This is a genomic window from Bacillus sp. 22190 (assembly GCF_052045575.1).
Classification (GTDB): domain Bacteria; phylum Bacillota; class Bacilli; order Bacillales; family Bacillaceae; genus Bacillus; species Bacillus altitudinis.
In genome coordinates this window covers 34,312-55,875 of the sequence record NZ_JBQEPF010000017.1, presented here as the reverse complement: position 1 = coordinate 55,875, position 21,564 = coordinate 34,312, and the positions used below count along the sequence as shown (strand labels likewise).

21 protein-coding genes are annotated in these 21,564 nt (G+C 43.0%); 2 read left to right on the top strand and 19 right to left on the bottom strand.

What is annotated here, in order from left to right; translation table 11 throughout:
• Positions 1-45: 45 nt before the first annotated feature.
• Positions 46-1,365, top strand: coding sequence for a S1C family serine protease (locus ACTJKA_RS17475; protein WP_350385179.1), 1,320 nt, complete (start codon positions 46-48; stop codon positions 1,363-1,365).
• 42 nt (positions 1,366-1,407) lie between these two features.
• Here the strand turns inward: ACTJKA_RS17475 and ACTJKA_RS17470 are convergent, their stop codons facing one another.
• On the bottom strand, positions 1,408-2,358 hold the full coding sequence (locus tag ACTJKA_RS17470) for a ring-cleaving dioxygenase (protein ID WP_046343339.1): 951 nt from the start codon (positions 2,356-2,358) through the stop codon (positions 1,408-1,410).
• 329 nt (positions 2,359-2,687) lie between these two features.
• On the opposite strand from ACTJKA_RS17470, the gene ACTJKA_RS17465 reads away from it, so the two are divergent.
• Complete coding sequence (locus tag ACTJKA_RS17465) at positions 2,688-4,013, top strand: APC family permease (RefSeq protein ID WP_268357731.1); 1,326 nt, start codon at positions 2,688-2,690, stop codon at positions 4,011-4,013.
• 13 nt (positions 4,014-4,026) lie between these two features.
• Here ACTJKA_RS17465 and ACTJKA_RS17460 read toward each other — a convergent pair whose 3' ends face one another.
• The 18 genes from ACTJKA_RS17460 to ggt all read right to left on the bottom strand — a co-directional run bounded on the left by ACTJKA_RS17460 (position 4,027) and on the right by ggt (position 21,366).
• Positions 4,027-4,356 (bottom strand): hypothetical protein, encoded by a 330-nt coding sequence (locus ACTJKA_RS17460; protein ID WP_017359142.1) that lies wholly within the window; start codon positions 4,354-4,356, stop codon positions 4,027-4,029.
• Positions 4,357-4,419: 63 nt separating this feature from the next.
• Positions 4,420-5,376, bottom strand: a complete 957-nt coding sequence (locus ACTJKA_RS17455) for a sugar-binding transcriptional regulator (protein ID WP_007498849.1) — start codon at positions 5,374-5,376, stop codon at positions 4,420-4,422.
• A gap of 93 nt (positions 5,377-5,469) precedes the next feature.
• Complete coding sequence (locus ACTJKA_RS17450; RefSeq protein WP_008346247.1) at positions 5,470-6,255, bottom strand: SDR family NAD(P)-dependent oxidoreductase; 786 nt, start codon at positions 6,253-6,255, stop codon at positions 5,470-5,472.
• A complete protein-coding gene (locus ACTJKA_RS17445) occupies positions 6,233-6,928 on the bottom strand; it encodes an SDR family NAD(P)-dependent oxidoreductase (RefSeq protein ID WP_017367080.1) in 696 nt (231 codons plus the stop codon). Before ACTJKA_RS17445 ends, ACTJKA_RS17450 begins: the two co-directional genes overlap by 23 nt.
• Positions 6,929-6,959: 31 nt before the next feature.
• On the bottom strand, positions 6,960-8,342 hold the full coding sequence (gene lpdA / locus ACTJKA_RS17440; protein ID WP_008346251.1) for a dihydrolipoyl dehydrogenase: 1,383 nt from the start codon (positions 8,340-8,342) through the stop codon (positions 6,960-6,962).
• 12 nt (positions 8,343-8,354) lie between these two features.
• Positions 8,355-9,677 carry a dihydrolipoamide acetyltransferase family protein gene (locus ACTJKA_RS17435; RefSeq protein WP_268357730.1) on the bottom strand — a complete coding sequence of 441 codons (1,323 nt, stop codon included), beginning with the start codon at positions 9,675-9,677 and terminating at the stop codon, positions 8,355-8,357.
• Positions 9,678-9,695: 18 nt separating this feature from the next.
• Positions 9,696-10,676: an alpha-ketoacid dehydrogenase subunit beta gene (locus ACTJKA_RS17430; protein WP_026050078.1), complete on the bottom strand. Its 981-nt coding sequence runs from the start codon at positions 10,674-10,676 to the stop codon at positions 9,696-9,698.
• 31 nt (positions 10,677-10,707) lie between these two features.
• Positions 10,708-11,691 (bottom strand): pyruvate dehydrogenase (acetyl-transferring) E1 component subunit alpha, encoded by a 984-nt coding sequence (gene pdhA, locus ACTJKA_RS17425; protein ID WP_041092295.1) that lies wholly within the window; start codon positions 11,689-11,691, stop codon positions 10,708-10,710.
• A 180-nt stretch (positions 11,692-11,871) separates the two neighbouring features.
• Positions 11,872-12,903: an alcohol dehydrogenase catalytic domain-containing protein gene (locus ACTJKA_RS17420; protein ID WP_440607870.1), complete on the bottom strand. Its 1,032-nt coding sequence runs from the start codon at positions 12,901-12,903 to the stop codon at positions 11,872-11,874.
• Entirely contained in the window at positions 12,900-13,346 is a 447-nt protein-coding gene (locus ACTJKA_RS17415; RefSeq protein WP_008346260.1) for a hypothetical protein, read from the bottom strand. The genes ACTJKA_RS17420 and ACTJKA_RS17415 overlap by 4 nt, the downstream gene beginning before the upstream one ends.
• Positions 13,347-13,408: 62 nt before the next feature.
• The gene (locus ACTJKA_RS17410; protein ID WP_008346262.1) at positions 13,409-13,687 is read right to left on the bottom strand and encodes a PTS sugar transporter subunit IIB; all 279 of its coding nucleotides are present in this window, start codon (positions 13,685-13,687) and stop codon (positions 13,409-13,411) included.
• Between the two features lie 19 nt (positions 13,688-13,706).
• Positions 13,707-15,080 carry a PTS galactitol transporter subunit IIC gene (locus ACTJKA_RS17405; RefSeq protein WP_007498866.1) on the bottom strand — a complete coding sequence of 458 codons (1,374 nt, stop codon included), beginning with the start codon at positions 15,078-15,080 and terminating at the stop codon, positions 13,707-13,709.
• A gap of 50 nt (positions 15,081-15,130) precedes the next feature.
• A complete protein-coding gene (locus ACTJKA_RS17400) occupies positions 15,131-15,598 on the bottom strand; it encodes a PTS sugar transporter subunit IIA (protein WP_017359150.1) in 468 nt (155 codons plus the stop codon).
• 240 nt (positions 15,599-15,838) lie between these two features.
• Positions 15,839-16,570 (bottom strand): sulfate/molybdate ABC transporter ATP-binding protein, encoded by a 732-nt coding sequence (locus ACTJKA_RS17395; protein WP_008346267.1) that lies wholly within the window; start codon positions 16,568-16,570, stop codon positions 15,839-15,841.
• A 15-nt stretch (positions 16,571-16,585) separates the two neighbouring features.
• Entirely contained in the window at positions 16,586-17,455 is an 870-nt protein-coding gene (cysW, locus tag ACTJKA_RS17390; protein ID WP_041507422.1) for a sulfate ABC transporter permease subunit CysW, read from the bottom strand.
• Positions 17,456-17,460: 5 nt separating this feature from the next.
• Positions 17,461-18,306: a sulfate ABC transporter permease subunit CysT gene (gene cysT / locus ACTJKA_RS17385; protein ID WP_046526582.1), complete on the bottom strand. Its 846-nt coding sequence runs from the start codon at positions 18,304-18,306 to the stop codon at positions 17,461-17,463.
• Between the two features lie 11 nt (positions 18,307-18,317).
• Positions 18,318-19,331, bottom strand: coding sequence for a sulfate ABC transporter substrate-binding protein (locus ACTJKA_RS17380; protein ID WP_051488413.1), 1,014 nt, complete (start codon positions 19,329-19,331; stop codon positions 18,318-18,320).
• A gap of 280 nt (positions 19,332-19,611) precedes the next feature.
• The gene (gene ggt / locus ACTJKA_RS17375; RefSeq protein ID WP_440607869.1) at positions 19,612-21,366 is read right to left on the bottom strand and encodes a gamma-glutamyltransferase; all 1,755 of its coding nucleotides are present in this window, start codon (positions 21,364-21,366) and stop codon (positions 19,612-19,614) included.
• Positions 21,367-21,564 lie beyond the last annotated feature (198 nt).

Here is a 21,564-nt window from a genome sequence, read left to right as displayed (position 1 = left end):
CCTTAAACACATACATGTAAAAATCGATGAAAGAGAGTGATCTTAATGACACAACACAAAGATGAAAAACACACTTCTTATGAATTACAAACCATTGAACAGCCAAAAAAAACACAGAAGAAGCCAAGTGGCTGGCTGAAGCCATTTGTCAGTGGGATTGTAGGCGGTACGTTAGCGTTAGGTGTTTACGTTCTATCTCCATATGCTCAGCATTCAGAAAATCATTCAACTGATTCGTCAACGAAAACAGCCGCTGTATCGACAAATGATACAAGTACAAATTCGTCAAAAACAACAGCGTCACAAACATCGAATTCGACCAGCAGTATTTCCAATATGGTCGAAAACGTATCACCAGCCATCGTCGGCATTACAAACTATCAAACACAAAGTCAAACAACCACAGATTTTGGCGATATGAACACACCTTTTGATGGATCACAGCAAAATCAAAACAGCAGCAGTCAAGAGCAAGAAAGCGGTACAGGATCAGGGGTTATCTTCAAAAAATCCGGCAGTAAAGCCTATGTATTAACAAACAACCATGTGATTGAAGGAGCAAATAAATTAACAGTCTCCTTGCATAATGGCAAGACGGTGGAAGGAAAAGTGGTCGGTTCTGACCCACTGACTGATCTTGCTGTCGTGGAAATTAGTAGCAGCGGCGTTACAAAAGTCGCTGAACTTGGAGACTCCTCATCCCTTCGTGCGGGAGAAACCGTCATCGCAATCGGAAACCCGCTTGGTGAAGATTTATCAAGAACAGTGACACAAGGAATTGTCAGCGGTGTCGATCGAACAGTTTCTATGGATACATCAGCTGGCGAAAGCAGTATTAATGTCATTCAAACAGATGCAGCCATTAACCCCGGCAACAGCGGCGGGCCGCTTTTAACAACAGACGGAAAGGTTGTGGGGATCACCAGTATGAAAATTTCTGAAACAGGTGTGGAAGGTATCGGGTTTGCGCTCCCAATCAATGATGTCAAACCAATTGCAGAGCAGCTTCTCACAAAAGGAAAAATCGAACGACCTTATATCGGTATCAGCATGCTGGATCTCGAACAAGTACCAGATGCTTATCAGAAGGAAACGCTTGGACTGACAAACAGTCAGCTCGATAAAGGCGTGTACGTAAAAGAAATCGCTGCTGGCTCACCTGCTGCAAAAGCTGGATTAAAGACAGAGGATGTCATCACCGCCATCAATGGCAAAAAAGTGACAACTGGCAGTGAATTACGCCACGAGCTTTACACGAATGCAAAAGTAGGAGATACCGTCAGCATCACACTCGTTCGTAATGGAACAGAAGAAACAAAACAAGTGACATTAACACAATCTGAATCAAAGCAAGTCAGCTCTTAACGAAAAAAGCAGCTCAATTTTTATGAGCTGCTTTTTTCATGTTCACTTGATTGGGACTAATCTTTGTTCAATTTCTGCTCGTTTGTGCTCTAAAAATGGTGGAAGTGCTAATTGATCACCAAGCTCATCCACGCTTTCATCCACTGTAAATCCCGGACCGTCTGTTGAGATTTCAAACAAAATGCCGTTTGGCTCTCTAAAATATAGGGCTTTGAAATAAAAACGTTCTACAACACCAGAGTTGGTGAAACCGGCTTTGGCTATTTTATCATGCCATTTTTCAAGCTCTTCTGCGTCCGCTACACGAAAAGCTACGTGATGAACACTCCCTCTGCCAGATCGCTCAACAGGTCCTTCTGCTTTTTCAATGACATGAATCTCTGTTCCAGCTCCGCCTTGTCCTGATTCAAAAATCGTCACGATTTCCCCATCATTTGATTGTTCACGTGCTTTTTCTGTGAAACCAAGGATGCTCGTTAACACACTGATCGTTTTATCTGCTTCTGCGACTGTTAATTCTACTGGCCCCAAACCTCTGATCGCAAAATCAGCAGGAATCTCATCATGCACTGGCGGCTTCGCTCCATCTTGCACGCTTGGTTCTACAGTCAAAAACAGCTGCTGTCCTTCTGGATCTGTAAATTTCAAGGCAGGTCTGCCGCCTCTTAAAGAAGCTGTTTCTTTCTTTACACCTTTTTCTTCAAAGCGCTTTTCCCAAAAGGCGAGTGCCTCTTCTGAAGTGACAATCAGACCTGTGCGTGAGATCGCATTTGTTCCGTCCAGCCGGCGGGCGAGCATCGGTATTTCAAAAAACGTCAGCTCTGTACCAGGTGAGGCGACCTCATCTCCATAAAATAGATGATACATCGATGGATCATCTTGATTGACTGTTTTTTTCACCAGTTTTAAGCCAAGGATTTGGCGGTAGAAATCAACGTTTTTCTGAGCATTTGCTGTTAGTGCTGATACGTGGTGAATCCCATTTATTTTCATTGTGTTCACTCCTATTATAAAATATCTCGAATTCAAGATAATATCCTTATGAATAAAATAGGTCATTTTAGAAGAAAAGTCAACCATTCGGCTGCATCTTTATTGGATGTTCGGCTTTCGCCTATTAAATTAACATTAAATCAAAAATATTCTTGTATTGTTCGCTTTTAAGATAACATTCATCCTAATATCCCCAATAAACGAACACTTTTAAATACAAATACGAAAATCAGAAAATTTTTTTAATTCTTGTTTTCCTAAAATCGTATTACAATGAACAAAATACATGTCACAGTAACGTATGAAAGTGATGCAGGAGGTCGTGTGTAATGAACAAAGAACAACCAGCGTTAAAACAAGACATCGGCTTATTTTTTGCCCTATCTCTTGTCATCGGAACAATTATTGGATCTGGCGTTTTTATGAAGCCTGGCAACGTCCTTTCTTATTCAGGAAGCTCAGGCATCGCCTTATTCGCATGGCTGTTAGGCGGGATCTTAACCCTTGCAGGCGGACTCACAGTCGCTGAAATTGGTACACAAATCCCGCGTACTGGCGGTTTATATGCCTATCTTGAAGAAGTATACGGTGAATTTTGGGGCTACTTATGTGGCTGGGTGCAAATTATTATTTACGGGCCAGCGATTATTGGTGCTCTTGGTCTTTATTTTGGTTCATTATTAGCTAATTTATTTTCTCTTTCATCTATATGGGCTACAACCATTGGCATTATCACCGTTCTTTTTTTATGTGTGATCAACATCATAGGAACGAAATACGGCGGTTTTGTCCAAGGGCTGACTACGATCGGAAAGCTTGTTCCAATTGCAGCAATTATTGTGTTTGGCTTATGGAAAGGAAATGAACATATTTTCACAGCCGTCAATGAGAGTATCGCTCAGATGAACTTCGGTGCAGCAATTTTGGCGACATTATTCGCCTATGATGGCTGGATTTTGCTTGCAGCGCTTGGCGGTGAAATGAAAAATCCAGAGAAACTGCTTCCTCGCGCGATGGCAGGCGGTATTTTAATTGTCACAGCATGTTATCTCTTTATTAACATCGCCCTTTTGCACGTGTTACCAGCTGATCAAATCGTTCAACTAGGTGAAAATGCCACAAGCACAGCTGCTACAATGCTCTTTGGTCCCATTGGCGGTAAAATTATTAGTATCGGAATCATCATTAGTATCTTTGGCTGTTTGAATGGAAAGGTTCTTTCGTTCCCGCGTGTCATTTTTGCGATGGCAGAACGAAAACAAATTCCATTTGCCAAAGCCATTTCACGCATTCATCCTACTTTTCAAACACCTTGGATCGCTGTATTTGTACAGATTTTGATTGCCATTGTGTTTATGATCGTCAGTAATCCCGAGAAGCTGTCAGAGGTTTCGATTTTCATGATTTACATCTTTTATGTGATGGCCTTTTTCGCTGTCTTTAAGCTAAGAAAACAAAACAAGGGAATGAAGCGCGCTTATAGCGTACCACTTTATCCGCTCACACCGATCATTGCGATTATCGGCTCTTTCTTTGTCTTAATCAGCACCATGATCACCGATTGGCAAAGCTGCCTGATCTCCATGCTGATCGGCATTGCCGGACTGCCGATTTATTACTATATGAAAAAAACACAAAATAAAGCAGAGCGCTAAGACAGCCTCTGCTTTATTTTTTATATTGCTTAATGACCTTATAAGATTCGTTTAAATATCTCATCAGCCGGTATGGCTTACTTAAAACCCGGATTGGGAGTCTTGAAATAAATCCATTCAGATTCGCCTTATACTCCTGCGTCATCCGCTTCGGCTTTGTGGCAATTTTTTCATATACTTCTTTGTAAAATTCCTTTATGATGTCGACTTGCACACTGATTTTCTGATGACACTCTGTACACTCAACGCTTTTCATCTGATCATTCACATAAACGATGCTGTGGAGGGTCTCTTCTTGGCACCGAGTACAGTGTAGGTTTGCTTCCATTTCGGTTTTCTTCAAGATACACAGCTCCTTTCTCGTTTGATGTTGCTCTTTTTATACAATACGATAGCTGTCAGCTGTTTATTGGACAGATGCTTCCTTTAAAATAGCTGCCGCAGTTAATTCGTCGGTGACGAGCACCTGAATAAAGCCACCGTTTAAGGCTCCTAAAATACTTTCAGCTTTATGGGTTCCTTCCACAACTGCGATGACTTTTTTCACGCTCTTTAATTGTTCTAACGATAATCCAATCACCTTTTGGTTCAGCTCATCTTGGACTGGTTTCCCTTCCCCGTCAAAGAAACGAAAACCAATATCACCAACAGCTCCTGATTGCCTTAAACCAGACAAATCCTCTTCTTTTAAATAACCGACTGTTTTTAATGTAGAGCCTTTATGCGGATTCCCAATACCGATGAGGGCAATATCAACATTTCTGCCTTCTTCAAGCACAGCTTCTATGTCCTGCATCGCCATCAGCCGCTCTTTTAATTCTTCTGTTTCTAAAATCGCAGGTGCATATAAATAGGAACACGTACCATTCATCTTTTTTGCCAGCTCATATGCCAGCTGATTCGCGTGAATGTCGACTGCCTGCCTGCCCATTCCGCCCTCTAAAGGAATGACTTTGACATCGTTTCTTCGTTCAAATGGATATTCCTTCACTAGCTCGGCAAGTGTGGTCCCCCATGAAATACCGATTTTCTCAGCGCCTTTCATGTTTTTAGAAAGATAATAGGCACCTGCTTGACCGACTGCCCGTTTGACCATCTCAGACATTGTCCCGACACTTGGAACAACGACAGCATCCGTTAATTGAAAGGTCGTTTCCAGCTGTTTTTCAAGTTCCACTGTATGAATACTTTCGTCTTTAATGTACACTTCTACGATTCCCACATCTTTTGCTTTTTGTAAGAGCTTTGAAATGACTGGTCTTGAGACATTGAGTTTTTTTGCAATCTCTTGCTGCGTCCACCCGTCTGTATAATAAAGATGAGCAACCTTGACGAGCTGTCGTCTTTCTTCCCAATTCAGCATGTGACATCATCCTTTTAATATACTATGATTACCAGTATACCAAACATTCGTTTCTAATTGGAACAATTGTTATGAAAATGACAAAAAGAGCGATCAACTCTCCGCTCTTTTTCCCTCGCTATATTTAGGCTGATACGTTCTCCCGCCATCTAATAAGAGTATCTGTCCGTGCAAATAGCTTCCCTCGTCACTTGCGAGAAATAAAGTGACTCCAGCAATATCTTCTGGTTTTCCTAATCTCCCGATAGGAATAAGTGATCGAAGCTGACTTTTCTCAAGCTCAGTCGGATAGAGCGTATCAAGCATCTGAGATTCAATGACGCGTGGTGCAATGACATTGATGCGGACATGATGGGAACCCAATTCCTTTACAAGCGAACGCATGAGACCAAATGCCCCGGCTTTTGACGCGTAATACTGGATGCCGCCGCCAGAGCCTGTTATCGCAGATCCTGATCCAATAATGACGACGCTGCCTTCTTTCCGCTCACATAGATAGGGTGCTAATGCTTTGATGCAGTAGAAAAGACCATATAGATTCACAGCCAGTGTTTTTTTCCAAAGTGAAAAATCAACTTCTAAAAAAGGAAGGGATTTCGTCATTCCTGCTGAATAGACAAGATGCCCAATGCCACCCAGCTCCCTTTCAGCTGCTGACGTCATCTGCTGAACACTTTCCCACGATGAAACGTCAGCTTGGAACGTCAGCAGCTGAGGATGCTGTTGTTTTAAAAGCGAAAGTCCCTGTTCATCTATATCTGACACAGCTACACGATGCCCTTCTTTTAAAAAACGCTGAGCAATTTCTTTGCCGATCCCTTGGGCACCACCTACGATGAGAACTGGTTTTTGTTGATTAGCCAGCGCTCTCACCCCCATCGAGCATAATCGCTGCTCCATCTGTAAATGCACCGTACGATGTACTTAAGAAAACAGTCATATGAGCCACCGTCTCCTTGATTTGCTCTTTGTCAGGAAGCAAATGGAGAGGCGGCGGAAGTAGTGCCAATACCCGGATGCCTTTGTCTTTAAATTCGCGCGCTAATCCTTTTGTCATGGCATTCAACATACTATTTGATGTAGCATGTGAGATCCCGCCATCACCTGTTATGCTGCCTGATGAGGAAATATTAATGATGCAGCCCTTCTTCTGATCCACCATATGCCACACTGCGGCTTGACTGGAAAGAAAGACTGTATTTACGGACCTTTCCACTTCATCGACCCATATCTCAGGACTTACGTCATCAATCTCCCCATCTGCTGTTTGCTCGGCTTGATTGACTAAAATATCAAGTTTGCCGCATGTATCGATGACTTGTCTTAGCATCAGCGTGGCATCACGCGGTGTCTCAAGCGGATTGATGACAACAGTCGATTGGCCGCCTAATTTTTCAATGTCTTCGCTTATCGACTTTGCTTTTGATTCATCACGAAAAGCGTGTATGAAAACATGTGCACCTGCCCGGGCCAAAGCCAGGCAGATGGCTTCTCCAAATCCATCTGTGCTATCTGTCACAAGTGCCACTTTCTGATGAAGCTGGACGTGCACACGGATCTCCTCCCTATCCCTTGTTTGGCATTTATTTTCTCAGCTTACTCACAATATCAAGAGCTGCTTCATAAAAGCCTTCTGAGATGGTTGGATGCGGATGAATCATTTTGGCCATCTCTTCAGCTGTTCCTTCTAAATACATAAATGAGGAAGCCTCTGATATCATCTCCGTTACGTGCGGACCAACCATTGTAGCGCCAATGACTTCACCATATACGGTATCGTACACGAGTTTAATAAAACCGGTTTGAACACCTGCTGCCAACGCTTTTCCGCTTGCAGCTAAATCAAATCGCTCTGCCCGCACGTTTAGCCCTTTGGCTTTTGCCTCTTTCTCTGTCAGTCCCACACTCGCTACTTCTGGCAATGTATAAATACATCTAGGAACGATGTCGTGATTCATTCTTTCAGGCTCGCCGCATATATTGCTAACCGCAACAGCTGCCTCTGCCATCGCCGCATGAGCGAGCTGATAGCCGCCGGCTACATCTCCAATTGCATATACACCTTCAGCACTTGTCTTCATCTCGTCGTTTACTTTAATAAAAGGACCATCCAGCTGAAGATCGAGCTGACTGACAGCAGAGACATTTGGTCTTCTTCCGACGCAAACTAGCAGTCTTTCAGCCGTAAAGATGTGCGTCTCTCCTTTATCGTCTGTCGCATGAATCGCTTTGACTCCTTCGCTTTCTGTTACCTCTGTCACCGTCGTTTTCTTTGCGATATGGATGCCTTTTTTCTTCAATTCTTTTTCTAGTAATTTCGACGCTTCTTCATCTTCCTGCGGAATAATCGACGGAGCGGCTTCTATAATGGTGACTTTTGATTGGAGACTCTGGAAGATACATGCCAGCTCAAGACCAATTACACCCCCGCCAATAATGACGACAGATGCAGGAATATCTGGGATGTCAAAGATCGTATCACTTGTGTCAAATTGAATCTCTTTGAGCCCTGGAATAGGCGGAATAGCAGGTGATGAGCCAGTGGCAATGATCAGCTCTTTTGTTTCAATCGTTTCTGACCCATCTTGTTTTTCAATGTCAATACGATTTTTTGTCACAGCTGTGCCTCTGCCGTTATATACATCAATCTTTCCTTGCTTTAATAAGAAGGCGATTCCGCCTCTGAGTTTTTCGATGACATCATCTTTACGTTTTCTCATTTTATCGAAGGAAAGAACCATCTCACCTGTTTCGATTCCCCAGCTTTTTGCTTTCTCAATGGATTCAATGACTTCTGCATGTTTGAGCAGTGTCTTTGAAGGGATACAGCCTCGATTTAAACAAGTCCCCCCTAGAAAATCCTCTTCAATCAATGCAACCTTGTGTCCACGTTCAGCGGCTTGAAGGGCGGCAGTGTATCCGCCAGGCCCTCCGCCAATGACTGTCAGATCATACGTTTTTGTCATCCGATTCATCTCCTACATTAGCAATTCAAATGGTTGTTCAAGCACTTTTTTAAGGTCTGTTAAAAAGGCTGCTGCTGGTGCACCATCTACCACTCGATGATCAAATGATAAACTAACGCCCATCATTGGCCGCACCTGAATTTCTCCATCGATCACTACAGGTTTTTCTTGAATGCGTCCAACACCTAAAATCGCCACTTCCGGCTGATTAATAATTGGGGTAAACGTATCAATGGCATACATCCCTAAGTTACTAATGGTAAATGTAGACCCTTTCAACTGGTCTGGCAGCAGCTTTTGATCGCGTGCATTTCGACCAATTTCTTTTGCTTCTTTTGTGAGCTGTTTCAGCCCTTTTTGATTTGCATGAGAGATGACCGGAACCATTAAGCCGTCTTTCACAGCAACCGCAAGACCAATGTGCACATCCTCATGGAAATGGAGCTCATTTTGTTCAAACGTCATATTGATTTGCGGATGGCGCGTGAGGACACTGCTGACCGCATGGATGATGATTTCTGTAAACGACAATCTGTAGCCTATCTCTTTTTCAATCGCTGGGAGCAGCTGTTTGCGCACTTCTTTTGCTTTTGTCATATCAATTTCACTTGTTAATGTGACGTGCGGTGCTGTAAAGGCACTTTGTGACATGCGATCTGCGATCACTTTTCTCATCCCGGCTAGTTTTTGTGTTCTCACTGGAGCAGCTTCTGCCTTTTGTGCGCCTGCTGCTGTCACATCACTCTTCATGATTTTGCCGTGAGCGCCAGAACCAGCAACATTCGCTAAGTCGATTCCTTCACGAGCAGCCACTTTTCCTGCAAGTGGTGATACGCGCTGGCCTTCCTCGTTCGTATGAAGGGCCGCTTCGACATCCCGTTTTTGAATTCTGCCTTTTGGTCCTGTACCAGATACTTCGTGAATGGCAACTTGGTGATCTTTTGCCGTTTTTCTCGCTGCAGGTGTTGCGCGTACTTTCTCACTCACCGTTGGTTCAACGTCAGTCGAAACAGATGGTTCAGATGGTGATGACGTTCCGCTGTCTTCAGAAGATGCTTCATCTGACTGCGCTGGCGGCTCGCTCGGTACCTGCTCATTTGCCTCTCCGATATATCCAATGACAGCATTGACTGGAATCTGATCATCTGCTTCGTAATATTTCTTTAGAAAAACGCCATCATCATAGGCTTCAACCTCGATATTGATTTTGTCTGTCATAATCTCAAATAGAGGCTCACCGATTTCAACCGAATCTCCTTCTTCTTTAAACCATTGAAGCAAGGTACCGATCTCCATCGTACTGCTTAGCTTCGGCATAAATATCTCTTTTGGCATGATCTTCTCCCCCTTTACTTAAGAGCGCACGAGCTCTTTTGCTGCTTCAATAATATCTGGCACTTGTGGAATGACTGCTTTTTCCAGCGTTGGGTTGTACGGTATTGGGACGGCAAGACCGCCAAGTCGTTTAATAGGTGCATCTAAATAGTCGAAGGCTTCACTTTCCGCTATCATACTCGCAATCTCTCCGCCGTAGCCGCCTCGTTTCACTGCCTCATGCACAACGATACATTTGCCTGTTTTTTTCACAGATTCAATAATGGTTTCTTCATCTAATGGGACGAGCGTTCTCGGATCAATGATCTCGACATCGATTCCTTCCGCTTCTAGTTCCTTCGCTGCTTCGAGCGCTTTGTGCACCATAATGGCTGTTGCGACAATTGTGACGTCCTTTCCGCTTCTCTTCACATCCGCTTTCCCTAAAGGAATCGAGTACTGCTCTTCTGGTACTTCACCAATTGTTTTATATAAAAGCTTGTGTTCATAGAAAATGACAGGGTTGTCATCATCCATTGCTGCTTTTAAAAGTCCTTTTGCATCATAAGCTGTTGAAGGCTGAACCACCTTTAGTCCAGGAATATGAGCCATCCACGCTTCTAAGCTTTGGGAGTGCTGCGCTGCGGCACCTGTCCCGGAACCTGCTGGTGTTCTGACAACAAGCGGCACTTTCCCTTTTCCGCCAAACATGTAACGTGTTTTCGCTGCTTGGTTTACAAGCTGATCCATTGCAATTGTAATAAAGTCAGAGAATTGTAGTTCTAAAATCGGACGCATCCCTGTCAAAGCCGCTCCGACTGCGCCTCCTGCGATGGCAGCCTCTGAAATCGGCGTATTGCGGACGCGTTCTGGACCGAATTCCTCGATCATCCCGCGCGTGACACCAAATGCGCCACCGTATACGCCGATATCTTCACCTAAAATGAAGACATCTTGATTTTTTCTCATTTCCTGACTCATTGCTTCTCGAACGGCTTCTAAATATGAAATCTCTCTCACTGTCGTGTTTGTCACGTGATTCCCCTCCTAATTAGGCGTATACATCCTCTAATAGTGTGTCAATTGATGGTTCTTTACTATTTTTCGCAAATTCAACAGATGCCTCGATCTCTTGCTTCGCTTCTTCTTGTAAACGAGCAGCCTGTTCTTCTGTCAGAACATCTAGCTCCATTAAGAGTGACTTAAAGCGTTTAATTCCGTCTTTTTGTCTCCATTCTGTCTCTTCTTCACGTGTACGGTATTTTTTCGCATCACTCTTTGAGTGACCCTTCCAGCGATACGTTTTCATTTCAATGAGTGATGGCCCTTCTCCAGCTCTTGCACGGCTTACCGCTTCATCTACTGTATTCATGATTTCAACCATGTCATTTCCATCAACTGTTTTCCCTGGCATTCCGTAGCTTTTGGCTCTTGTTGAGATGTCTTCAATGTTGATCATTTCTTTCACAGGACCAGACATGCCGTATTGGTTGTTTTCACAAATAAACACAACAGGTAAATCCCAAATGGAAGCAAGATTCAGCGCTTCATGGAAGCTGCCTTCATTTGTAGCGCCGTCTCCGAAGAAACAAAGGACCACAAAGCCTTCCTTTTTCATCTTGGACGTGAGCGCCGCACCAGTTGCAAGCGGAATACCGCCGCCAACAATTCCATTTGCCCCAAGGTTTCCTTTTTCTAAGTCGGCAATATGCATGGAACCGCCTTTTCCTTTGCAGTAACCTGTTTCACGTCCGAATAGTTCAGCCATCATTTTATTGACCTCTGCACCTTTTGCAATACAGTGACCATGTCCGCGGTGTGTACTGACAATCTTATCTTCATCCTTTAACACAGCAATAGACCCAACAGCCGATGCTTCCTGTCCAACACATAAATGGGTCGTTCCATGGATTAATCCTTTAGCAAAGAATTGATCGACCTTTTCATCAAAATATCTTACTAACCACATTTGTTTATATAAATCTGCTAATTTCTCATGACTAATCTGTTCAGGCAAAGTGATTTGTTTTTGCATTTCTTCTCTCCCCTTTACATTTGTTCTTATGTGTTACATTTGTAATTATCATACGTTTAACTCTCATTGAAGTCAAGCATTTCCGTTTATTTTTTAAGCGTTTTCATCTTTTTTCAGAAAAAAAGAGAAAGGCAAAGCCCTTTTCCAAAGACCTTCTCTTTCTCTCCATCTCGTACATTCTCATTCATCTGGATACATCATGATTTTGACGCTTTCACCTTCTGGATGCCTAGCGCATTCTATCGCCTGACGAAGCTGACTTAATGGATATCGATGCGTCACCATTTTTTCTGTATGAACGGCCTTTGCTTTTAAGAGCTCCAGCGCTTCACGATAATGGTATGGATGCGACGAATAAGCTCCGACTACTTTCACTTCATCATGGAAAAAACGTTCTGCTGGAATGGAGACATCCCCTTTCGGAAAGTGAGCAAAGACCAAAATCGTTCCGCCTCTTGCGACAGCTTGAAATGCTTCTTTTAAAAGCGCACTGCTCCCCACAGAAATAATGACAAGATCCGCTCCCTTTCCATCTGTTTCTTTCATGACGCGGTTTTCTACTGGCTCAGATGCTGGATGAAAAGCGACGTCCGCCCCAAGATTTCTTGCTTGAAGGAGCCTGTTCTCATTTACGTCTGTGATCATCACTTTTCCAGCCAAATAATATTTGGCAAGCTGTAATTGAATGCAGCCTATTTGCCCCGCTCCAAGAATCAAGACCGAATCTCCAGGATGAACGGGCGCCCTTTCAAAGCCGTGAAGACAGCAGGCAACCGGTTCGACCATCGCTCCTTGTTCATATGAGACGTCATGTGGGAGCTTGCCCATTGTATGCTTCACATGTAAAGCAGGAACACGAATATATTCCGAAAAACCGCCCGGCTCTACATTTGTGGCTGCAAATTGCGGGCACATTGTATAAAATCCTCTTTGACAAAAGTCACAAGTGAAACAAGGGACATGATGCGCTACATACACCCTGTCTCCCGTTTGAACATGTGTGACGTGACGGCCTGTTTCGATAATGTCACCAGCGATTTCATGCCCTAGCACTGTGCCAGGAGGTACCGTCTCATGTGTCGCTTTATAAATATCCGTCCCACATAACCCGCAGGCACGCATTTTTAATAATACTTCATCATCACCAATGGCTGACCGCTTCCGCTCCTCGTAACGAATGTCCTCTGAAGAATAAAAGACAGCTGATTTCATTTAGCCGCATCCTCCTTTTCATCACATGTCGCAAGACTCTGCAAGGATTGAACGAGCTGCTTGTACTCACTCATCTCACTTGAAATCCAGTAGCGTCCGCCAAATATTCGCGCAGGTCCCACTCTGACATATACTTTCCCGATATGAGGATATGGTTTTAAAAACAATTTTCCTTTAATATCGGACACGGCATATGTGTGCCACCTGCCAAAAGCACCTATTTTCAGCTCATCTTCACTAATCATGATATTCGTTGGCTGATTCAGGCCAGTGATGCTAGAAAGCATAAGGATAGGCAGCGTATAGACACCTAACACAGCTAATGGCTCAGGTCCTGCCGACATCAACGTATAAAGAGACCAGAGAAAAAACACACATATTAACAAGGCCGGAAGGAAAATAGAAAACATGGCAGACGTTCGGCTATAAGCATGCTGCTGCATGAGAGCTCCTCCTTTCAAATGACATGGAAGGAGCTTTCGCAGCTCCTCCACGCAATCATCGTTCACTTAATATGATCGATAATTTTTTCAATATCTTCTTCAATGCCAAATCCCGTTAAAAAAGATAACGTTTGAATCACAGGCGTTCCTTTTGTATCACTAACAGGCGTTGTCGTCACAATTAAATCAGCACCCTCCGCTTTCTGCGGAACCTCAGATGCCTTACACTGTTCAACGATGACATCGTATCCTTTTTCCTTTAATGTCTCTTCTACCTTTTTTGCCACAACCGTTGACGTAGCAACTGCCGTTCCGCAAGATACTAATATTTTTTTTGCCATGAGAATCCCTCCAGGTCGTTTATTGATCTTTCTGATCTAAGCCCATTTCTTTTGCATACTGCTTTTTAATATCATTTCGCACCCAGTACCAAAGAAGCGCATATGCCAGTGCACAGACAATCGCTGCAATGAAGTAAGGATTGCTCGGATCAAGAAGTCTCACCATGATCCAAGGAATGACGTGTGAACCAAGATCGATACCAGAGATCATATTTGCCCCTTCTGGGAAGTCGAAACCAACTGCTTTCCCCATTGTTGTGGCGAGTGGTGCAAGGTTCGTTGCAATGAAGAAGACAATCATTAAGGTAAAAATACTGTTAATGAGGCCGCGAATAATATTCCCACGAGCGGCTGCTACTGCCCATACGACTGTAAATGGCAGAACCGATAAGTCTGCAAACGGCAGCATGCCATTGTAAGGAAGGACGACAGCGAGCAAAATGGTGATTGGCACCATCAAAAGGGCTACAGCCATATTCGCTGGATGACCAATGACAATCGCTGTATCCAAACCAATATAGACATTTTTTCCAGGGAAACGCTTTTGAATATAAGAACGAGCACCCTCAGAGATTGGAATAAGTCCTTCCATTAATAAAGCAACCATTCTTGGCATTAACACAAGCACTGCAGCCATTTGAATTCCAAGGGTCATGACACCTTTTGCATCATAGCCACCAAGAAGACCAATAATGATACCAAGTATAAGACCCATTACAAGCGGTTCACCAAAGATGCCAAAACGTTTTTTCAAAGTTTCTGGATCCGCATGAATTTTGTTTAAACCAGGGATTTTATCAATCACGCGGTTTGACGCATACATCAGCGGAGCGAAGTTGACCGTTTCAGCATGAGCCATCGATACGCCTTTTAATCCGAAATGGTGTTCAATCGTCGGTGCCGTCCAATCGGCGAGTTTTAGTGTAATCGCAGAAACGATTAAACCAACGGCAAGGGCTAAGAACATATTATGATAAGCGTAGTAAGTAACAGAAGCAGCGAAAATCAAATGCCAGAAATTCCAAATATCCACATTCAATGTTTTCGTAAAGTTAACAGACAGCAAAATAACATTTAACAAGAGCACAAGAGGAATCATTAAAGGGGCAACAGGTGTACCAAATGAAATAGCGGCTCCAATCGGCCAGCCGACATCTAAAATATCAAGCTTTAATCCAAGAGAATTGACCATGGCTTTGGCTGCTGGTCCAAGACCGCTTACGAGTAAATTAATGACAAGATTGACCCCGACAAATCCAATTCCGATCGTAATACCTGCACGGAAGGATTTTTTAAATCCTTGCCTTAAAATCATACCGAATAACGTCATAATAATTGGGAGCATAATTGTTGGCCCTAAGTCTAAGATAAAATCGACGGCTTGCTTGATCATACATCCACCTCCTGATTTTAGATAAAGCGCTTACATTATGTCGTGAATAACTATTGGTTTAATTCTTTTTGAAGTACATCAACAGCTTCTTCATACGATGTCATCTGAGATAAACTTGTCATTACTTCTTCTTTTCTGAAAAGCGTCATCAGTTTCTCTAACATCACGAGCTGCTTACTAGGTTCAGAGATTGCCAGAACGAACACAATTTTGGCTTGAACTGTCTCATGAGGGCTTCCCATCTTATGAAAAATAACAGGTTCCTTTAATGTCGCTACACTGATCGCCGGTTTGTTTACATGTTCAGGATCTGTATGGGGAATGGCCACCCCAAAGGTCGCAAGAGGAAGACCGGTCGGATATGTTTTTTCTCTTTCAAGCACTGCTGGTAAAAAGCTCGATTTAATATACCCTCCAGTTTCTAACCTTTCTGCTAAATAGGCAGTCACCTCCTCACTTGAAGATGCTTCGTATTGCAGCTCAATCAGCTGTTGATCTAACTCAAACAAGCTGTTCAAACAACCACCCCTTTCATTTGGTATAAATATGAACACATGTAACAAAAAGAATGAACATTTTAAAATAGAACCTTTTGTGAAGCGCTTACAAATAGATGTTTTATAAAATGTTCAATGCTGTTACCTTTGTAAAGATATTATAATATTCAAAATTATAAGTCAATGTTCCTAGGAAAACTTTTATAAAAAAAGATGCAGCTTTTTGCCGCATCTCTTTCATTACATCGCATCAACTTCTTGTTAAATATGGCTTCCTATATCTAAAAATTCAGCTACAAAAAGGTTGTCAGTCTGCTCTGTCATTTCTTTTTTTGTGCCGATTTTTTCGATTCTGCCCTCATTCATCACCACAACACGATCAGCGATATCAAACGCTTCTTCTTGATCATGCGTCACAAAGATGGTCGTCATTTGAAATTCTTGATGAACTTTTTTCAGCCAATGTCTTAAGTCTTTTCTCACCTTTGAATCTAGTGCACCAAAAGGTTCATCTAAGAGAAGAGCTTTCGGTTTAACGGCTAGCGCACGTGCAAGTGCTACACGCTGCTTTTGTCCACCTGACAGCTGCTCTGGATAACGGTGAGCATACTGCGTTAATTGAACGACTTTCAGCAGCTCATGCACGCGCTCTTTGATGTCTTTTTTAGGCAGCCTTTCTCCTCTAGGTTTCATCTTCAATCCAAAAGCCACATTATCAAATACCGTCATATTTCGAAAAAGCGCATATTGCTGAAAGACAAAACCAATTTGCCGTTTTCGCACTGGGATGTGAGTATAATCCTGTTCTCCAAATAAGATCTGTCCTGCATTCGCATCATCAAGCCCTGCAATAATTCTTAATAAAGTCGTCTTACCTGATCCAGATGGTCCTAGTAAGGATATTAATTCCCCATTTCCGATCGTCAAATCCACGTTTTGCAAAACCTTCGTCTGCCCAAATTGCTTTGATATTTGTTTCGCTGTAATCCCCAAGGATGATCCCTCCATTTATTTTGAACGCTTGCCAAGCCTGTGATCTCTCTGCTGAATGATCTGCTTGATGATTAATGTGATGACCGCAACAAACGCCATGAGAGAGGCCACGGCAAAAGCCGCTTGGAATTGATACTCGTTGTATAGAATTTCTATATGAAGCGGCATTGTATTTGTCATTCCGCGGATATGACCGGATACAACTGACACTGCACCAAATTCACCAATCGCCCTTGCCCCTGCTAAAATGGCGCCGTAAAAAAGGGCCCATTTTATATTTGGAAGTGTCACAAGGAAAAAGGTCTTCCACCCACTGGCACCAAGCGTAAGCGATGCTTCTTCCTCATGAATGCCTTCATTTTGCATAAACGGAATTAATTCTCTCGCAACAAAAGGAAATGTCACAAAGATGGTCGCAAGAATCATCCCCGGTACAGAGTAAATCACTTTCCATCCATTTGCTAATAGCCACGGTCCTAAAAGTCCATTTGAACCAAATAAAAGTACAAATACAAGTCCTGCAATGACAGGTGACACCGCAAACGGAAGATCAATGACAGTCGTTAACAAACGTTTTCCCGGGAAATGAAATTTTGTGATGAGCCAAGCAGCACTGACCCCAAAAATCATTTGAAGCGGCAATGTGATCATCACAATGAAAACAGTCAATTTAATTGCCGCAAGCGTGTCTGGATGTGAGATGGCAAGAAGATAAGAACTCCATCCTTTCTCAAAAGCCTTTGAAAACACAGCAATCAACGGCATGAGTAAAAACAAAATCAAAAAAGCATACACCACACCAATCAACATACTCTTCACCGCTTTTGATTCCGTCACAGGACTCCTGTACTTGATGCGGTGCTCTTTAAGAAGCTCCCTTTCCAATCGTCTCACCTCACTTCCACTTGTTTTTTCCGCTCGACAAACCACTGCAATCCGTGAATCAATAACAAAATGACAAATGATAAGAGCAGCATGAAACAGGCAATGGCTGCGGCACCTTGATAATCATACTGCTCAAGCTTAGACATGATCATCAGTGGTGTAATCTCTGTTTTAAACGGAATATTTCCCGCTATAAACACAACGGAGCCATATTCACCGAGTGCTCTTGCAAATGCAAGAGAAAATCCAGTCAGCACCGCTGGAAACAAGGCAGGCAGCAGTACATGAAAAAAGGTCTGTTTTCTTGTAGCACCAAGTATGGCTGCGGCCTCTTCCACTTCCTGCTCAAGCCCCTCAATGACCGGTTGAACCGTTCTTATGACAAATGGAATGCCAATAAAAATCAGTGCCAAAATAATACCGAGCGGGGTGTAAGCCACCTTCACATGCAAAAATTGCCCAATCCACCCATTCGGAGAATATAGAGTCGTCAAAGCGATGCCAGCCACTGCCGTTGGAAGAGCAAACGGCAAATCGATGAGGGCATCCAGGATGTTCTTTCCTGGAAACGAGTACCGCGTGAGAACCCATGCGATCAGTACACCGAAACCTGCATTGATGAGTGCAGCTGCAAAAGAAGTCGTAACCGTAAGCTGCAGCGACTTTAGCACCCGCGCATCACTAAAGACATTCCAAATTCCTTCTGCTCCTAATGAAGCCGTCCAAATAAATACCATAGATAAAGGAATCACGACAATCGCACTGACATAAACAAGTGTCACTCCGAGACTCAGCCCGAATCCAGGCAATACACGTTTTCTTTTATTGGCGGCAGTATAGCCTTTCTTCATCACGTCGCCCCCTATTTTTGTCCGCTATATATTTGATCAAATAATCCGCCATCATCAAAAAATCTTTTCTGCGCCTTTCGCCATCCGCCAAATGCCTGATCAATGGTCACCATATCAATCTCTTTAAATTGATCTTTATATTTGTTTAGCACTTCTTGATTTCTTGGTCGATAATAGTTTTTCGCCGCAATTTCCTGTCCTTTTTTAGAATACAAATAATCTAAATAAGCCTTTGCCACTTTCTCTGTTCCTTTTCGTTTCACATTTTGGTCGACAACGGCAACGGGCGGCTCTGCTAGAATACTAATGGAGGGACTGACAATCTCAAATTTGTCTTTGCCTAATTCATGCAGTGTTAAATAGGCTTCATTTTCCCAAGCAATTAACACGTCACCAAGACCGCGCTCGACAAAAGTTGTTGTGGCGCCGCGAGCACCTGAATCGAGCACCTCGACATGTTCATATAACTTTTTCACAAAATCCTTCGTTTTTTCTTCATCCCCATGAAAGGTTTTATCGGCATATGCCCATGCGGCTAAATAATTCCATCTTGCACCGCCTGACGTTTTTGGATTTGGTGTGATGATAGATACACCTGGCTGAAGCAAGTCATCCCAGTCTTTAATATTTTTGGGGTTCCCTTTCTTCACAAGAAACACAATCGTAGACGTGTAAGGTGTGGACTGATTCGGAAATTCTTTTTGCCAATCCTTTGAAAGTAGCCCTCGATCTGCAATGGCATCAATGTCGTACCCAAGAGCAAGTGTAGCCACGTCTGCTTCGAGTCCATCAATAATCGATCTCCCCTGCTTACCCGACCCTCCATGAGACTGCTGTATCGTCACATCTTCACCGGTTTTGTCTTTCCAATAAGTCTGGAAGGCTTGATTGTATTCCTGATACAATTCACGTGTAGGATCGTATGACACATTCAACAGCTCAACCTTTCCATTTTGATTTGAGGCTTCATTCGCATTTGAGCATGCGGCACTTGTGATGATGAAAAGTGTCATCGCAATAGACATCCATATCCTTTTTTTCATGTTATCCGCTCCCTTTCACATTGAATAGTGACACCAACCTTGCCGTTTTCAGTTCTATACGCAAAAAAGGCCCTCAGCGATTGAAGTACAAAAAAGTCCTGTACGTCAATGCCAAGAGCCTTCGGTTGTCCGATCAGCTATGTATGATTGATGTTAGTCTATATATTATTCAAACTATTCACAGGTGTCAACTGTGTTTTTATTTTAATGAAAACTAAAAAGAAACGCCTTCTTGATGAGGCGCTTCTTTTCCCGGGAAATGCTATTGATCTGCAGCTACCTTTAGATTGACACCAACAGCAGTTCCATTTCTCGTTGAATCAGCTACTCCAGTGAATATCCCTGCTTTTCGATCAATCAGTAAAGCTTGCACATTCCCTATATCAATAGGGGAACTGCCAAACTGGTGACCCATATCATTTAACTTTGTTCTTACATCTAGAGGGACACCTACTTCATAACGATACGAAGTTAAGCTGTTTGTGTAGATTCTTGGCTCTTCTACCGCATCCTGAAGCTCCATGTCATATTCAAGTAAATTGAGAATCGTCTGTGAAACAGAAGCAATGATCGTCGTTCCACCAGGAGACCCAACAGTCATGACAGGCTCTCCATCTTTAAAAATGATCGTCGGGGTCATACTTGATAATGGACGTTTATTGGGCTGGACTTCATTTGCCCCGCCAGGTCTTGCATCAAAATCAGTCAGTTCATTATTTAAGAAAAATCCATACTCTGGAACAAGAATCCCTGTACCAAATAATTGTTCAATGGTTGTTGTAAATGACACAACATTTCCCCACTGATCTGCAACAGTGAAATGGGTCGTCTCACCGATGGTTTTATCTTCTGGCTGAGGAACAATTGGGGATGGATTTTTCTCATCCTCATATGCCCAAGGATCTCCTTCTTTCGGGCTGCGATTCATTTGATCTAATTGAATGAGAGAGGCTCTTTCTGAAATGTAATCATCGTCTAGTAGTCCTTTTAGTGGAACATCTACGAATTCGGGGTCGCCGGCATATGCGGCTCTGTCAGCATAGGAGAGGTGCATCGTTTCAGCAAGCAGCTGATATTTTTCGAATGATTTGGGGTCATACTGAGACAGGTTAAAATGGTCAAGTATTTTGAGAATTTGTAGCATAAACACCCCGCCTGAGCTTGGTGGAGGCATGCTTGCAAGCTGATATCCTTTATAGTCTCCCCAGATTGGCTTGTCAGTCTTGACTTCATAACGTTTGATATCTTTTGAAGTCATCGTCCCGCCAAAATCTTGAACTGTATTTGCAAGTGCCTTTGCTACTTTCCCTTCATAAAACGCTTTGCTTCCTTTTTTCGCAATGAGTTTAAATGTTTTTGCAAGACCTGGCTGGACAAGCAGATCTCCTTCTTCGAGCGGCTGATCATTCGGAAGAAAAATTGGCGCTGCGGCCGTTTTTTTCAATTTTCCTTGATGATCATCAATCGCTTTTGCCAAGACAGAATCAATTTTAAAACCATCTTCTGCAAGTTGAATGGAGGGCTCAATCAATTCCTTCATAGAACGAGTACCCCACTTATCTAATGCAGCTTCAAGACCTTTTACAGTCCCTGGAACACCTACCGCATTTCCATGTGTAGATCGCTCAGCAAATGGAATAACTTTTCCATCATCTGTTAAAAACATGTCAGGTGTTGCGCCCTGTGGTGCTCGCTCTCTGCTATTGATGATGGAAGTTTCCTTTGTCTTCCCATCATAAACCATCATAAATCCGCCACCGCCAATTCCAGACATCATTGGCTCTGTTACGTTAAGTGCGTACTGAATGGCAACAGCAGCATCCACTGCGTTCCCACCTTTTTTCAATACGTCAGCACCAATCTCCGATGCAAGCGGATGTGCAGTAGCCACCATACCATCTTTGCCAACAGCTACTTTATTCCCATGAGTTTCGTTTGCAGTGACTTGGCTGACCGGCAGGAAAAACGAGAAAACAAACAGACATATGGACAAAACAGTTAGAGAAATGCGTTTCATGAACAACACCCCTTCCATATTCTTACTTTGACCTTACCGACTTCTTGACCAGAATACAATAGATTATTCTAAAATTTCAAAATTTTTCATTCTATCATCCTATATCTGCCAAACAAAACACATGTTTTCAAAACATATGACATGCACAGTTTGTAGTAATAAAGACATACGATTTCCAAGTTTGAAACTTCACGATAT